Genomic DNA, 16,066 nt, shown 5'->3' on the forward strand with positions numbered 1-16,066 from the left:
GGGGTGTTTGTTATACAAAATTATGGTACTGTCTGTAATTTTGCAACAATAATTAAAATATTAACAAACATGATTAAATACACATTTTCGTTTATTATGGCAATAGCATTTATTGGAATTTCTGTGGAAGCACAAACAATCAAAAAAGAAAAATATGACCGTATCGATAAGCTTGCTGAACAACTTTTGAATCAAAAGAAAATTTCAGGCACATCTATTTTATTAATAAAAGACGGCACAGTAATTTATGAAAAGGCATTTGGTTTTGCAGATATTGAAACTAAGAAGCCAATGGAAACCAATAGTATTTTTAGGATAGCATCGCAAACAAAGGCAATTACCTCGATTGCAGCAATGATACTTTGGGAAGAAGGAAAATTTCTTTTGGATGAGCCGGTTTCTAAATATATTCCAGCTTTTAAAAATCCAAAAGTACTTGTTTCCTTTAATGCGAAGGACAGTAGTTATACAACAAAACCCGCATCAAGAGAGATTACGGTTCGTGACTTGTTTCGCCATACTTCGGGGATTACATATCCTGTATTTTCTATAGATGAGCGTTTTAATGCTATTTATGCCAAAGCTGGAATCACAACAGGAATAGGAAGTAAAGGTATTTTGAAAGAGGAGATTATAAAACTTGGAAATATGCCATTACTACATAATCCCAGTGAAGCATTTACTTACGGATTAAATACTGATGTTCTTGGATATTTGGTCGAAATATGGAGCGGAAAGAAATTGGATGTTTTCTTTAAGGAAAGAATTTTCGAACCTTTAAATATGAATGATACTTATTTCACTTTACCCAAAGAAAAGGAAAATCGTTTAGTATCTGTTTATCATAATTTGAATTCAAAACTAGAAAAGGTAAAAATTCCAATATATGAAGGAAATGAAATAATGTACCCAATCACTAAAGGGATTTATAATTCTGGCGGAGCTGGATTGAGTTCGACAACTGCCGATTATGGAAAGTTTCTTCAGATGCTTTTGAATAAAGGGGAATACAATCATAAACGATTGATTGGACAAAAAACTGTAGCGCTCCTTATGGAAAATCAGTTGAGCGATGCTGTAAAAATTAATGGAATGGGAGAGGATTTTCAATTTGGTTTAGGATTTGGCTTGGTAACCGAAAAGAATAAATACCTGTATTCTTCTAGTACAGGAACATTCTATTGGGGCGGCGCATTTAATACGCATTATTGGGCAGATCCTAAAGAGGGACTTATAGGTCTTGTTTTTACGCAGGAATATATGCCTGAGTCTTATTGGGATTTAGGATTATTATTTAAAAATACAATTTATCCTTATTTAAATTCCGAAAGTAATGAAGGTAGATAAGAAAATTGCATACGTAGGATGCCTGGGGATGATAGGTATAATAACTACAGAATTTGGAATAATTGGAATTCTCCCGCAGATTGCTAACTATTATGGAGTTACTATCGATAAGGCTGCTTGTCTTTTAAGTGCATTTGCTCTGGTAATAGCGCTTACAGGTCCTTTTATGACTTTATTGTTTTCTGGATTTGATAGAAAAAAGATAATGCTTGCAACTATTTTTATTTTTTTATTATCAGCCGTTGTTTCGACATTATCACCGCCTTTTTGGCTTTTGATGATTGTGAGGATGTTACCGGCTTTTTTGCAGCCAGTATATATCGCCACTGCAATTGCAGCCGCTGTAGCTTCGGGTAAAAAAAGCCAAGAGAATCAATTAATGGGTATTGTTCTTGGCGGGATTGCTTTGGCAATGGTTACAACTGTTCCTGTAGCAACTTATTTGGCTAGTGTCTTTACATGGCAGGTTTCTTTTTTTGCTCAGGCAATAGTAAGCATGTTGGCTTTGGTTATGATTTTCAAGATAATGCCTTCAGGGAATGTACCCGAGAAAAAATCATACGGAAGTCAGATTAAGATTTTAAGCGATAAACCTTTCGTTTTAAGTACAGCAATGAACTTTTTTATGATTGCTTCCTGGTTTTCGACCTATAGTTATTTTGCAGATTATTTAGTGAGAACAAGAAAGATTGATATGGAAACAATTAGTTATATGCTCTTGTTATTTGGTATTATGGGGGTTTTCTCAAATTGGCTCTCGGGGAAAATGCTAACCAAAAGTATAACCAAGACAGTTACTTTTTTTCTTTCAGGAACAGTAATAATTCCGCTTATACTTGTTTATTCTGGCGATGGTATTTGGGTAACTGTGATTTTGGTTGCAATTTGGGGATTCTTTTATGCGCCATGTTTTTTAAATGCTTCGGCATACATGATTTCTGCAGCACCAAAATCTTTGGAATTTGCTAATAGTCTGGCAACTTCTTTTGGAAATCTCGGAGTATTTCTAGGAACGGCTGTGGGAGGTTGGGTAATTTCTCAAAGTAGTATTAGTAATATTCCTTGGGCAGGAATGGGATTTGGGATATTATCATTATTAATGGTTGTTTGGAGAAGTATTCTGGAAAGGAATGAAAGAAGACTTGTAATAATCAATTCGGTAAATTGATAAATAAAAATACCTGCAAGGAAAACTACTTGCAGGTATTTTTATTTATATATAATTTTGGTAGGTGTTTCGAAAATTAGCATTCGTTAAAATTCTTAATTAGCATTTGATTTCTTTAAAAAAATCAAAATATTGATGTGTTTAATTTAGTATTTAACATATTGAATGATATTCATTAAAAGGATACTTATTGAGAATAATTAATTGTTTAGTATTTACATTAAATAATATTATTTGTTAACTTTTGTTTGTTTGTAAATTTTTAATTTATTGATTTTCATCTTTTTAGGTTGTATTTTTTGTAAGCTTTTTGCAGGTTGTTTTTTTTATAGTTTAATTATTTTTAAATTTACTTCAGAATTAAAACATTTAAAATATCATATCATGGACAAATTATCAGCCACAAAAAACAGCCCAATTACGTATACTCAAGATGAAGTTACACAAGCATCCTTAGACTACTTTAAGGGTGATAGTCTTGCGGCGACAGTTTGGGTAAGCAAGTATGCTCTTAAGGATTCTCAAGGTAATATATTTGAAAAATCTCCAAACGATATGCACCATCGTATAGCTGGAGAAATAGCTCGTATTGAAAAGAAATATGATAATCCACTTTCTGAAGATGAAATTTTTAATTTAATAAAAGATTTTAAATATCTGGTTCCTCAAGGTAGTCCAATGACAGGTATCGGAAATCCGTTTCAGGTTGCATCATTATCTAATTGTTTTGTGATTGGTAATGATAATTCAGATTCGTATGGTGGAATTATGAAAACCGATCAGGAGCAAGTACAGCTTATGAAACGAAGAGGGGGAGTTGGTCATGATTTGTCACATATTCGTCCTAAAGGTTCACCGGTTAAAAACTCGGCATTAACATCTACAGGATTAGTACCATTTATGGAGCGCTATTCCAATTCTACTCGTGAGGTTGCTCAAGATGGTCGTCGTGGAGCATTAATGCTTTCTGTGTCGATTAATCATCCTGATGCAGCAGATTTTATTGATGCCAAAATGGAGCAAGGGAAAGTCACAGGGGCAAATGTATCTGTTCGTATTGATGATATATTTATGAAAGCAGTAAAGGATGATGCCATATATGTTCAAAAATACCCAATATTTAGTGATAATCCGTTATATTCAAAAGAGGTAAAAGCCAAGGAACTTTGGAATAAGATTATTCATAATGCATGGAAATCGGCAGAACCAGGAATTTTATTTTGGGACACTATAATTAATGAATCTTTGCCAGATTGTTATGCCGATTTAGGATACAAAACCTTATCTACAAATCCATGTGGAGAAATTCCGCTTTGTGCATACGATTCTTGCCGTTTATTGGCTATTAATCTATTATCTTATGTAAATAAACCTTTTACTAAAGATGCAACTTTCGATTTTGATCTTTTTAAGAAACATGTTGCCATTGCCCAAAGAATAATGGATGACATTATTGATCTTGAATTGGAAAAGATAGATGCAATATTAGAAAAAATTAATTCCGACCCAGAAAGTGATGAGGTAAAATTGGTAGAAAAAAATCTATGGCTTAATATTCGACATAAAGCCAATGAAGGTCGCCGTACAGGAATTGGAATTACTGCCGAAGGAGATATGCTTGCTGCGCTTGGTTTGCGTTATGGAAGTGAGGAAGGCGTTTTGTTTTCCGAAAAAACACATAAGATACTTGCTATAGAGGCTTATCGCGGATCGGTAAATTTAGCCAAAGAGCGAGGGAAATTTGCTATACATGATTTTGAGAGAGAAAAAAACAATCCATTCTTACTTCGATTAAAAGCAGCTGATAGTGAGTTATATTACCAAATGAAAGAACATGGGCGTCGTAATATTGCTTTGCTTACTATTGCCCCTACAGGAACTACAAGTCTTATGACGCAAACTACATCGGGTATTGAGCCTGTTTTCTTACCTGTTTATAAACGCCGAAGAAAAGTAAACCCAAATGATAAAGATGCCCGTGTAGATTTTGTTGATGAGGTAGGGGACAGTTGGGAAGAATATGTTGTATTCCATCATAGGTTTAAAGAATGGATGCTTATTAATGGCTATGATGTTTCTAAAAATTATAGTCAGGATGAAATTGATGATTTGGTTACAAAATCTCCTTATTATAAAGCTACAAGCAATGATATTGACTGGCTTAGCAAAGTGCGTATGCAAGGTAAAATACAAAAATGGGTAGATCATTCTATATCAGTAACTATTAATGTACCGAATGAAACGCCAGAGGAAATGGTTGATAAATTGTACATGGAAGCGTGGGAAGCAGGATGTAAAGGAGTTACAGTATATCGGGATGGTTCACGTTCGGGTGTTCTTATCGCTAATACAGAAAAGAAAGAGGAGACTACGGAAAAGCATACAAGTATCTTTCCGACTAAACGTCCTCAAATATTGGAAGCTCATGTAGTTCGTTTTCAGAATAGTAAAGATAAATGGATTGCTTTTATAGGATTATTAGAAGGCAGACCATATGAGATTTTTACGGGTCTTGTAGATGATGAAGATGGAATTTTAATACCACGTTGGGTTTCTGAAGGGCTTATTATCAAAAATAAAAATGAAAACGGAAGCAGTCGTTACGATTTTCAATACAAGAATACACGAGGTTATAAAACGACTATCGAAGGACTTTCGCATAAATTTAATCCAGAATACTGGAATTATGCCAAACTGATATCAAGTACGCTAAGACATGGTATGCCTATCGATAAAGTGGTAGAATTAGTAAGTAGTCTTCAGTTGGACGGGGAATCCATAAATACTTGGAAAAATGGCGTTACCCGTGCGCTTAAACGCTATATTGTAGATGGAACAGAAGCTCATGGTCAAAAATGTAGTAATTGCAATTCAGAGAACCTTATTTATCAGGAAGGTTGTCTTACTTGTAATGATTGTGGATCTTCTAAGTGTGGTTAGTTGATTTAGGTTTTAAGGTTCTCTGTAGAGACATACAGCAGTGTGCCTAAAGGCTCATAGTTTCAAAGATTTTCTGTAGAAAAATGTACAACAATGCGTTTATGTTATAAAGTATGCTTAACAATTTAGCATCTTACTGTATTATCTGTTTTTTAAATTTAAAAAACGCCTGCAAGGATTTTCTTTGCAGGCGTTTTTATTTGTGTTTCTTAAAAGAGAACGCAGATGATGGGGATTTAAATGGATTCTTGTTTTAAACTAAAGTCTCTGGGAATCGTTTGAAGAACTGCTACTGCCACGGGAGTTTTACGACATTAAACGAATTGGAATCAATCTTGTTCTTTCCAATCTTGACCCTCTTGGTCTTGCCTCTTCCTTTTCAGTCTTGTCTTTTTCCTCTCTAAGTCTTATTTCTTCTCATAAGTAGATTCCGTTCCATCTGCGGCAATCATTCCATTAAAAAGTATCAGTTTATTTTCTATAAGAGAAACATATGTTTTTTCTTTATTGTTAAACGTAATGCTGTAATTGGCTTTGCGATTGTTTATAGGCATCTCTTCAGGTGTAATGGTAAATGTACCAGTCTCTACTTTTTTACCATCATTATATTTTTCGAAATTTTGCCCTTCGAATTTAAATAAATTACCATTTCCAGCTTTAAAATTAGGATCAACTCCAGCAACTTGTATTCCTTCGATATGACGGAGTTCCCATGTTCCGTTTAATTCATCAGATGCAGAATTTTTTTGGCAACTTATAATTGTAAGGAGCAGCATAAAAGGTAAAGTCAGTTTAAAAATGTTTTTCATGTGTTTTATTTGTAAAGGGTTAAGTTAAATATTGATGAGAAACGAAGTTAAGAAAAATAGATTTGGATTGAGAAAATTATGCAAACCATTCTTTAATTTATAAAACTCATTTACGGTTTTATCTTCATTTTTTTTGATTAAAAATGGCTTATACTGGGTGTTTTAAAACTTTTAAGAGTAAAATAAACATCGATTAATTGCAATATTTGACATGTTAAAAAAATATAATTGTATTTAATAAACAGTTTACACGTGTTATTTGTAACTAATTGATAGTTATTTTATTACAAAAAAAGGATCTAAAATAATTACAAATCGATAGAATAAAATCACATCGTTTAAAAGGACACTATTTCAAGATAATGAAGATACTCGATTTAGTTAAAAGACAATTTACTTTTTTAATTCATTAACAATCTTAACACAATTTATTAATCCCTTAATTAAAAATTATTAGCATGATGTGTACATCTACTTATTCTTTTAAAAGAATGTCTTTTTTATTTTGTTGGATGTTGCTTTTGTCTGTGTTTCAAACAGTAAAAGGACAAGCTCCCACAATAAACAATTTTAGTCCGCAAAATGGTCCTGTTAAGAGTACGGTAACCATTAATGGAGCTAATTTTAGCACAACGCCATCACAAAATATTGTGTTTTTTGGCGCGACCATAGCTAAAGTCTCGGCTGCTACGAGCACGAGTTTAACAGTTGAAGTACCAGTAGGAGCTACATATGAACCGATATCGGTAGTAAATGGAGCAACATCTTTAATAGGGTACTCTAAAACACCATTTATCACCACTTTTATACCTAGTAAAGGAAATATAACTGTTGATGATATAAAGGTAACTTCGGGTAAAGCGCTTACAGGTACTGGTGCATTGAAGAATGTATTAATTGCAGATATGGATGGAGACGGGAAGTCCGACTTGGTTGTGCTTAGTGGTATTACAGTGTCTATTTTTCATAATATATCTTCGGCTGGCTCTATAAGTTCTTCTTCATTTGTTAATGCTGAGTCCTTTGATATAGATGAGGAGTTAATTCCTATAGCTATAGCTATTGGTGATTTAGATAATGATGGTAAACTAGATATTGCAATAACAAGTGCTGCAAGTAGTGGTATTGGTGTAGTCTCTATTGCAAGAAATACGTCTTCTAATGGAGTTACCAGTTTTGATGAAGTATTAGATTATGTTACTGGTGCTAATCCTGTAAGTATTGCTATTATTGACTTGGATGGTGATGGTAAGGCCGATTTGATAACGTCGAATTTTGACGATAATACAGTGTCAGTTTTACAAAATATTTCAACAGGAATCGGGCGTATCAGTTTTGCCAACAAAGTTGATTATATTACTGGTGCTAATCCTTCATTTGTAGAGACTGCCGATTTGGATGGAGATGGTAAGGTAGAACTAGTTACAGCAAATAGTGGTAGTGCTACAATATCAGTTTTAAAAAACACATCTACAATTGGCACCATCAGTTTTGATAGTGAAGTACTTTTTCCTGTTGGAGCAGGTCCATATAGTTTAGTAATTGGAGATTTAGATAAAGATGATAAGCAAGATATTGCTGTTGTTAATCGAACTAGCAATACAGTATCTATTTTACGAAATACAACTTCAGGAGTTGGAAACATAAGTTTTGCTTCTAAGATTGATCTTACTGCTAAAAGTGGTGTAAAATCAATAGCAATTGGTGATTTGGATGGTGATGGGAAACTGGATTTGGTAGTTACTTCTACTGGAGTTTTGTCTGTTTTTCATAATACATCATTAGCAGCTGGAACAATCAGTTTTGGAAATAGAGTTGATATTAAAGGAGCAACCAATATTGATAAAGTATCTATCGGAGATTTGGACGGTGATGGTAGAAATGACTTAATCACTGAAAATGGTGGAGATGGTACCATGTCTATTTTTTATAATAGTCCAGTGTTTGTACCAACGATACAAGCTACAAATGTTATTTTTACTAATACTACAGCAACAACTACAACTGCAAGTTGGGTAAATGGTAATGGATCAACAAGATTGGTATTTATGTATGTAGGTACAAGTGATAGTCCTTTACCTGTTGATTATACAACTTATACCCCTAATACTGTTTTTGGGACAGGAACTCAAGTTGGTGCAACAGGTTGGTATTGTATTTATAATGGTACAGGTACCACAGTAGACATAACAGGTTTGACACCAGGAGTAGAATACCGTTTAATGACGCTTGAATATAATGGTTCCCTTAGTAACGAATTATATTTAACAACTACAAATGATACTAATCCTAAAGATGTTATTGCTCTTAGTAATATATCTTCATTAATAGATTTAAGCGCAAGTGCTGGAGTATTGAGTCCAGATTTTTCTCCAACAATTCTTAAGTATAGTACTACTGTACCTTATGCTGTTGAAAATACAACATTAACACCAGTTACTACAAACGCAAATGCAACGGTAAAAATAAAAGATGTATTAGTTCCTAGTGGAATTGCTTCTGATTCATATCCTTTGGTAGTAGGAGCTAATGTTTTTACTGTAGTAGTAACAGCTCAAGATGGTATAACAACAACAACTTATGAGGTAACTATAACCAGAACTGCACCACCAACTATTACAATAGCAGGAGATTTACTGGGTTATGTAACGACTTATGGTACTGCATCAGATTCAAAAATAATTAATGTGTCTGGGGCAAATATGCTTGAAGGAATCACGATAACTCCACCTTCACAATTTGAAGTAAGTAAAGACGGTATCACTTTTACTAGTTCCGTTATTATTGACGGATTAGGTACTATAGCATCTACACCGGTTTATATTCGAATAAAAGGAACTACTCCAGCAGCAGATGTTGCTTATTCTGGAAATGTTAGTTTAGTAAGTGGGGTATTTAATAACAGTGTTGCTATTTCTGGAACTGTAAATAAAGCAGATTTAAACATTGTCATTGATAGTCAGACTAGAATCTACGGAAAAGATAATCTTGCATTTACAGCAACGACATATGATGGATTTAAAAATGAAGATACAGAAGCAGTTTTAACAGGTTTGACAATATTTGATACTACAGCAAACATAGAAAGCGCAGTAGGGAGTTATCCTATTACAGGAAGCGGAAAAACTTCAGGTAACTATAATATTACATATGTAGCAGGAAATGTAGTAGTTACTAAGGCGACACTAAGAATCACTGTTGTTAACGTAAGTAAAGTTTATGGTGCTGTTAATCCAGAATTAACAGTAACATATGAAGGATTTGAAAACGGAGATACAGTAGCTGATATAACTAAACCAGAAATTAGTACTACAGCAGAAATAGGAAGTCCAGTAAATGTGGTAGGGTATCCTATTATAGCAAGCGGAGCAGTTTCGGATAACTATACTTTTACGTATAACGTAGGAACATTAAAAATTACTCCGGCATCTTTAAAAATTACTGTTGACAACCAATATAGATTCTATGGAGATGATAATCTTGCATTAACAATGAAATATGAAGGTTTTAAAAATGGAGATACAATAGCTAGTTTAGCACCAGCACCTGCGCTTGTAACTTTGGCAAATGCTAGCAGTCCAGTAGGAATTTACGGTATAGTGTCAAGTACAGTAATAGCTGCACAGAATTATGATATTAATTTCATTGGAGGAATAGTTGTAGTTGAGAAGGCACCTTTAACCATTAAAGCAAATGATGACAGTAGAATGTATGGTATAGAGAATCCAATATTTACAATAAGTTATATCGGATTTAAAAATGGAGATACTGATGCAGAAGTATCTTTAACAACTTTACCTGTGTTTGTTACTACTGCAGGAATAGGAAGTCCAGCGGGAGATTATCAAATTGTTGTTAGCGGAGCAATAGCAGTAGCTACAAATTATTTTATTAACGATTACCTTCCGGGTACCTTAACTATCGTTGCTTCATCTAATGCGAATTTGGTTGATTTAGAGATTAGTAAAGGTATTTTAAGTCCAGCATTTGCAGAAGGAACTACAGAATACACAACTACTGTTCCTAATGACGTTACTAGTATAACAGTTACACCTTCTGATTCGGATGTTAATGCAACTGTAACCGTAAATGGAGTAGAAGTACCTAGCGGAACTGCTTCGGGAGAAATTGCTTTGCAAGTAGGAGAAAATACAATTACTACAGTGGTAACAGCTCAGGATGGAACTGTTAAAGAATATACAGTGGTTGTTACAAGAGAGGCGGCAGTTGTGCCTATAGCTTCTGATGATGCAAATTTGGTTGATTTAGAAATTAGTAAAGGTACTTTAAGTCCAGCATTTGCAGAGGGAACTACAGAATACACAACTACTGTTCCTAATGATGTCACTAGTATAACAGTTACACCTTCTGATTCGGACGTTAATGCAACTGTAACGGTAAATGGAGTAGAAGTACCTAGTGGAACAGCTTCGGGAGAAATTGCTTTGCAAGTAGGAGAAAATATAATTACTACAGTGGTAACAGCTCAAGATGGAACTGTTAAAGAATATACAGTGGTTGTTACAAGAGAGGCGGCAGTTGTGCCTATACCTTCTGATGATGCGAATTTAATTGATTTAGAAATTAGTAAAGGTACTTTAAGTCCAGCATTTGCAGAAGGAACTACAGAATACACAACTACTGTTCCTAATGATGTTACTAGTATAACAGTTACACCTTCTGATTCGGATGTTAATGCAACTGTAACGGTAAATGGAGTAGAAGTACCTAGCGGAACAGCTTCGGGAGAAATTGCTTTGCAAGTAGGAGAAAATACAATTACTACAGTGGTGACAGCTCAGGATGGGACTGTTAAAGAATATACAGTGGTTGTTACAAGAGAGGCAGCTGCAGCAGACAATGCAGGTTTATCTGATATTACTGTTAATGAAGGAACTTTAAGTCCAGCATTTAATACAGATACAAACGACTACAGAGTAGATGTACCGAATGATATTAATTCGATCATAATAACTCCTACGCCAATCGATCCAAATGCAACAATAGCGATGTTTGTTGATGGATTGCCAGTTGATCCTACTGCTCCAATAGATTTAAAAATTGGAGATAACGTAATCACGATAGTAGTTACAGCACCAGATGGTACACAAGATACTTATACAGTTGTTGTTAATAGAGCATATGTTACACCAGGTGCAGTTATTGCAAATAACATTCTTACTCCAAACGGAGATGGTAAAAATGATTATTGGGAAGTTAAAAATATTGACTTATATCCAAACAATTCAGTTAGAGTTTATGATAGAGCCGGAAGAATAGTATATTCTAAAAACGGTTATAATAATGAATGGGATGGATCTTATAACGGATCTCCATTGACTGAAAATACTTATTACTATCTAATTGATCTTGGAACTGGTTTACCTAACATCAAAGGATTTATTACAATCCTTAGGGACTAACCAAGAAAGAGTATAAACGGAGCAATAACAAGTAGTAAAAAAATGTCTATTGCCATTATTGGCAATAGACATTACTAAAAAAAAATATACAATGAAATCAATTTATAGTAAGATAATTATATTCCTAATTGTATTAGGCGGGAATACGGCAAATGCCCAGTTAACAGAGTTCCAATCCATGTATTTTCAAAATCAATATTTGGCAAATCCAGCTATGGCAGGAACGGACAAAGGGCTAAATTTGAATATTGGCTACCAACGGCAATGGGCTCCAGTTCCTGGAGATCCAGTATTAATGAATGCTACAGTCGAGTATAACTCAGGAGATAGAGTAGGACTGGGGTTAAATGTTCACAGTGATAAAGCGGGTTTAATTAATAGAACAAGAGTACTGGGAACTTATGCTTATCATTTGCCAATTGGAGGGAATGATCAAAAAATAAATTTTGGACTATCATTAGGAGCAAGTTTTGCTTCTATTGATTATAATAAGATTGTAGGAAGTATTGATGACCCAACAGTGCAGAATTTTAAAGAAGGCGGTGTTTTCGATGGAGATTTTGGTGTTGCATACACATCAAAATTATTAACGATACAAGCTGCAGTACCAAACCTACACGGTCTTTTCTTTGATAACAATGATGGTACAAAAAAATATGTAGATCGCCCTGTATTTTATTCGGCTGTAAGCTACAAGATACTTCTTTCGAACGAAATAAATGACTTCAACATTGAGCCATTGGTTGCTTATAGAGGAGTAAAAGGGTACAAAGATATTTTAGATTTAGGGGCAAGGTTTAATATGCCAGAGCATAATATAAATTTATCAGGTTTTTATCATTCCAATGAAAGTTTTTCTGCAGCATTAGGAATTACACTTGATAAATTTGGTGCTTTCCTATCGTATTCTAATTATATTGGTAATAATGGTGCTTACGCAAATAACACATTTGAATTTGGACTTAATTATAGATTTAGGAATTAAAAATAACAATCATTTTACAGTTGATTATTTTAAAACCTCAAGATTTATCTTGGGGTTTAGCTTTTTAATCAAATGTTTAAACCATAAAATTACCGAGGTTTAATTACTTTTGATAAAATTCGAGGTATTTGTATTAAGTCATAATCATCCGTAAAAACAATATATTGGTTATGCCATGAAGGAGAGAATTTTTCCTTATAATCTCGTAAACCTTTATAATGGGAGAATGATTTTACTTTTTCATATGCGTATTTCATTGATCTTTCCTGAATTGTATTTGGGTTTTCGATACCACTCATTGGAGCAAGACCGAGATTTACAGCGGTAAGATTTTGAGATTTTAAATAATTAAAAAGTTCGATTAAAATAAAATCGATTATCCCATTTGGAGCATCTGTAGTTTTACGAATAAGGTCGTAAGTGCCTTCACCTTTGGTATAATCAGGAATGATATTAAGAAAAGCAATAATTCTCTCTTCTTTGTTCTCAATTGTAATTATTGTTTGTTTTTTTAATTCGTCCCATAAAAAAATTCCTTGAGAGAATAAGATTTCTTCTCTGCCAGTTTCCTCTAGCCATTCGTCACTTACAGATCGTATTTTTTGCAATAAGCCATCTTTTATAGGAGGGAAGTTTATGGTTGTTTTTAGTTCTAAATCGCTAATTTTTTTTAAGCCATTACGTAATGATTTTTTGCTTCCGCCTTCTAGACTGAAGGTTGATAAATCGACGATACCTTCTTGCCCAACAAAAAAATATTTTTTACCAAGTGATTGATACATTTCCAGATTTTCTTCGGGAATGCGATAATAAATACTTTTTAATCCAGCTTCATAGCAAAAGTTATCAAATTCGATTATACATTGTTTTGCTTCCTGACTGTTTTTGGCAACAGGATTTTCGAGCACAACAGCAAAGTTTCCTGTGATTCTATAGGCTAAAAAGGCATCGTTATTTTGTGAAATAAAAAGAAGTTTATCAAAATAAGTTTTAAAATAATCCAGAGGAGAATTTCCATATTTTTCCAGAAGATCGTTTGCTATTTCTTTTTCTGCTGCACTCACAGAGTTTTTAGATATATATGGTTTTATCAGTGTATAAATTAAAAATGAAAAGGAGATAAAACCACTAATTTTAATTGATGCCAAAAAGTGTCTCGAAAAACCATCGGTAGGATTTAGATCATAACTTCCTAGTAAAAAATAATTTTGAAAGGTATATCGAATAGATTGACTAATACTAAAGTCGATATTGAAATGCTTCTTGTCGAGGAAATAGAAGCCAAGAATTCCGTATATTAATACAGCAGTAACACTCAGGATTGCCGTTTGTAAACCTAATAATCGAAGTCTGGGATTGGTCTTGATGTAATATTCTTTTCGCGTTGCAATTAAAATGATGCACACTATCAAAGCAAGAGTCGATTCCTCAAAATCGATTGCTTTGGTAAGATTCCCTATTAGTGAAATTACAGATAAGCCTAAACCAAACCACCAAGCCATTTTTAAGCCCTTTAACATAAATGATGAGGTAACCAATAGGAATAATCCCGAAGTAAAAACCAGATAATTGGATAAATGTATTGCTTCTAGTGGTAAAAAGTTTTTTAAGCGCATTAATCTGTCGCTAATGGCAGGTGTTAAAACCGAAATTATATTTATTATTCCTAGGCAAAATAGCAATAGCGCTGGAACGATTCGCATTAAGAGTTTATTTATTTTGGATAAAAAAGTAAGCATTCCTATGAATAACGGAATCCAAAATTCAAATACGCGATACAACAATGTAATAGAAATTGCTTCGGTATTGGTAAAGCCATAACGAATTAATATAAAACCCATTGAAACCTCTACCGGGCCAAGACCACGAAGAAAAGGAGATATGATAAGAAAGATTACCGAGATTATATATCCCATCGACGCGGCTACGAGTGAAGGTTCAAATTGTAATGCTACCATTGCAATATACAAATGAGAAATTCCAATTATGTCTATAAAAATGGAAAGTAGAACTGTATAAATAAATTTGTTTCGATTTATAGAGTGATTTTGTAAATCGGTTAGGAAAATTTCAGTTTTTGGAAACCATTTTAAAACTAATTTATTAGCTATTCCTTTGTTCAATATCGAATTAAATAGTACAAATAGCACCACAATCAATAGTATGATTACAGTCATTCCAATCCATTCACTAGATGCGATTGTTCCATTTAATAATGCATAAATGAATAAGGGAATTCCAACAATAATAACTGATAAAATCCCTATAAAACCGTAAATTGTTGATGCCAAGTGAATTTGTACTTTCTCAATTCCTTTTTCGGCTATCGATTCTGTAAAAAAATATAATGAGGCAACACCACCAGCTGGAATAAATACACTTATGAAATTACGTTTTAAGAATAAAACTAGTGCTTGATTTAATTTGATTTTAACTCCAATAGAGGCAAATGAGGTAACATACATGCATCCTTGTAATAAAATATATAGCAAAGCCACCGAAATTCCACCGATAATCCATTCTAGTTTTGAATTTGTAAAGCTGTCCCCTATCTGAGACAATTCGGTTTGTTCTTGCTTTATGAACCATATGGCTATAGCGAGGAAGAAAACAGTTAAAATAAACTGAGTAATTATTTTTCCGTTTCGGGACAATAAAGGGACGCTTCTTTCTTTGAAGAATTTGATGCAATAATCAATTTTTGATAGTCTTTTCACAGTGAGTTTAGTTATCTTAGTATAAATATATTATAAAAATTGTAAAATATCACATGGAATTTAATTATGATGAATATGTATGTTAAAATTACTATAGTTCATTTGTTTTTCATTTAACTGTATTAATTTTAGATAGAAATTTAAACCAATTGTTAATTTTTAAAACATCAAAGATTATGAAAAAGCTGTTCTTTGTATTGACTATTTTATATGGTACTTGTGTAATTGGTCAAAGTGAAGTTAAACCAAATCAAGAAGTTGTTCCTCCAATAGCAGTAACTATTGCTTTCCAAAAAGAATTTTCGGGTAAAGTTCCTACATGGTCAATGGATTATGAGGGAGAAGATTTAGATCATGTTCGATATCTGGCCAAATTTAGTACAGGCTCTTCTGTGGGTTTGGCTGTTTATGATAATAATGGAGTATTAAAAGCATATGAGTTGGCAATTCCCCAAAAAGAACTCCCAAAAGCAGCTTTGAGTTATATAAAAAGTAATTATCCGAATCAAGATATTAAGGAAGCAGCAAGACTTATCGACGGTAATAATGTTATAACTTATGAAGTCGGGATTATAAAAAACGGAAAATTCTTAGATGTAGTATTTGACAAAAAAGGAAATTTTATTGAGGTTACAGAGAAGAATTAATTATAAAAATAAATTCACCCCGAGTTTTAA

8 protein-coding genes are annotated in these 16,066 nt (G+C 33.3%); 6 read left to right on the forward strand and 2 right to left on the reverse strand.

All coding sequences use genetic code 11. The annotated features are described in order from the left end of the window. The first annotated feature begins 69 nt into the window (after positions 1 to 69). The 3 genes from OIU83_RS13055 to OIU83_RS13065 all read left to right on the forward strand — a co-directional run bounded on the left by OIU83_RS13055 (position 70) and on the right by OIU83_RS13065 (position 5,455). The gene (locus tag OIU83_RS13055; protein ID WP_264206702.1) at positions 70 to 1,347 is read left to right on the forward strand and encodes a serine hydrolase domain-containing protein; all 1,278 of its coding nucleotides are present in this window, start codon (positions 70 to 72) and stop codon (positions 1,345 to 1,347) included. After that, complete coding sequence (locus tag OIU83_RS13060; RefSeq protein WP_264206703.1) at positions 1,334 to 2,515, forward strand: MFS transporter; 1,182 nt, start codon at positions 1,334 to 1,336, stop codon at positions 2,513 to 2,515. The genes OIU83_RS13055 and OIU83_RS13060 overlap by 14 nt, the downstream gene beginning before the upstream one ends. Positions 2,516 to 2,899: 384 nt before the next feature. Beyond that, positions 2,900 to 5,455: an adenosylcobalamin-dependent ribonucleoside-diphosphate reductase gene (locus OIU83_RS13065; RefSeq protein ID WP_264206704.1), complete on the forward strand. Its 2,556-nt coding sequence runs from the start codon at positions 2,900 to 2,902 to the stop codon at positions 5,453 to 5,455. Positions 5,456 to 5,862: 407 nt separating this feature from the next. Here the strand turns inward: OIU83_RS13065 and OIU83_RS13070 are convergent, their stop codons facing one another. Then, positions 5,863 to 6,264 (reverse strand): hypothetical protein, encoded by a 402-nt coding sequence (locus OIU83_RS13070; protein ID WP_264206705.1) that lies wholly within the window; start codon positions 6,262 to 6,264, stop codon positions 5,863 to 5,865. Positions 6,265 to 6,755: 491 nt separating this feature from the next. Between OIU83_RS13070 and OIU83_RS13075 the strand changes: the two genes are divergently transcribed. Beyond that, positions 6,756 to 11,687: a cadherin-like beta sandwich domain-containing protein gene (locus tag OIU83_RS13075; RefSeq protein ID WP_264206706.1), complete on the forward strand. Its 4,932-nt coding sequence runs from the start codon at positions 6,756 to 6,758 to the stop codon at positions 11,685 to 11,687. Positions 11,688 to 11,778: 91 nt separating this feature from the next. Then, a complete protein-coding gene (locus OIU83_RS13080) occupies positions 11,779 to 12,672 on the forward strand; it encodes a PorP/SprF family type IX secretion system membrane protein (protein ID WP_264206707.1) in 894 nt (297 codons plus the stop codon). 89 nt (positions 12,673 to 12,761) lie between these two features. On the opposite strand, the gene OIU83_RS13085 is transcribed toward OIU83_RS13080, so the two are convergent. After that, complete coding sequence (locus tag OIU83_RS13085; RefSeq protein WP_264206708.1) at positions 12,762 to 15,389, reverse strand: phosphatidylglycerol lysyltransferase domain-containing protein; 2,628 nt, start codon at positions 15,387 to 15,389, stop codon at positions 12,762 to 12,764. 176 nt (positions 15,390 to 15,565) lie between these two features. Between OIU83_RS13085 and OIU83_RS13090 the strand changes: the two genes are divergently transcribed. Beyond that, on the forward strand, positions 15,566 to 16,036 hold the full coding sequence (locus OIU83_RS13090) for a PepSY-like domain-containing protein (RefSeq protein ID WP_264206709.1): 471 nt from the start codon (positions 15,566 to 15,568) through the stop codon (positions 16,034 to 16,036). Positions 16,037 to 16,066 lie beyond the last annotated feature (30 nt).

This window comes from Flavobacterium shii, assembly GCF_025847235.1.
Classification (GTDB): domain Bacteria; phylum Bacteroidota; class Bacteroidia; order Flavobacteriales; family Flavobacteriaceae; genus Flavobacterium; species Flavobacterium shii.

What these genes read in the sequence shown, in the direction of transcription:
- OIU83_RS13055 (WP_264206702.1), top strand. Translation starts at nt 70, where the DNA reads ATGATTAAATACACATTTTCGTTTATTATGGCAATAGCATTTATTGGA.
- OIU83_RS13060 (WP_264206703.1), top strand. Translation starts at nt 1,334, where the DNA reads ATGAAGGTAGATAAGAAAATTGCATACGTAGGATGCCTGGGGATGATA.
- OIU83_RS13065 (WP_264206704.1), top strand. Translation starts at nt 2,900, where the DNA reads ATGGACAAATTATCAGCCACAAAAAACAGCCCAATTACGTATACTCAA.
- OIU83_RS13070 (WP_264206705.1), bottom strand. Translation starts at nt 6,264, where the DNA reads ATGAAAAACATTTTTAAACTGACTTTACCTTTTATGCTGCTCCTTACA.
- OIU83_RS13075 (WP_264206706.1), top strand. Translation starts at nt 6,756, where the DNA reads ATGTCTTTTTTATTTTGTTGGATGTTGCTTTTGTCTGTGTTTCAAACA.
- OIU83_RS13080 (WP_264206707.1), top strand. Translation starts at nt 11,779, where the DNA reads ATGAAATCAATTTATAGTAAGATAATTATATTCCTAATTGTATTAGGC.
- OIU83_RS13090 (WP_264206709.1), top strand. Translation starts at nt 15,566, where the DNA reads ATGAAAAAGCTGTTCTTTGTATTGACTATTTTATATGGTACTTGTGTA.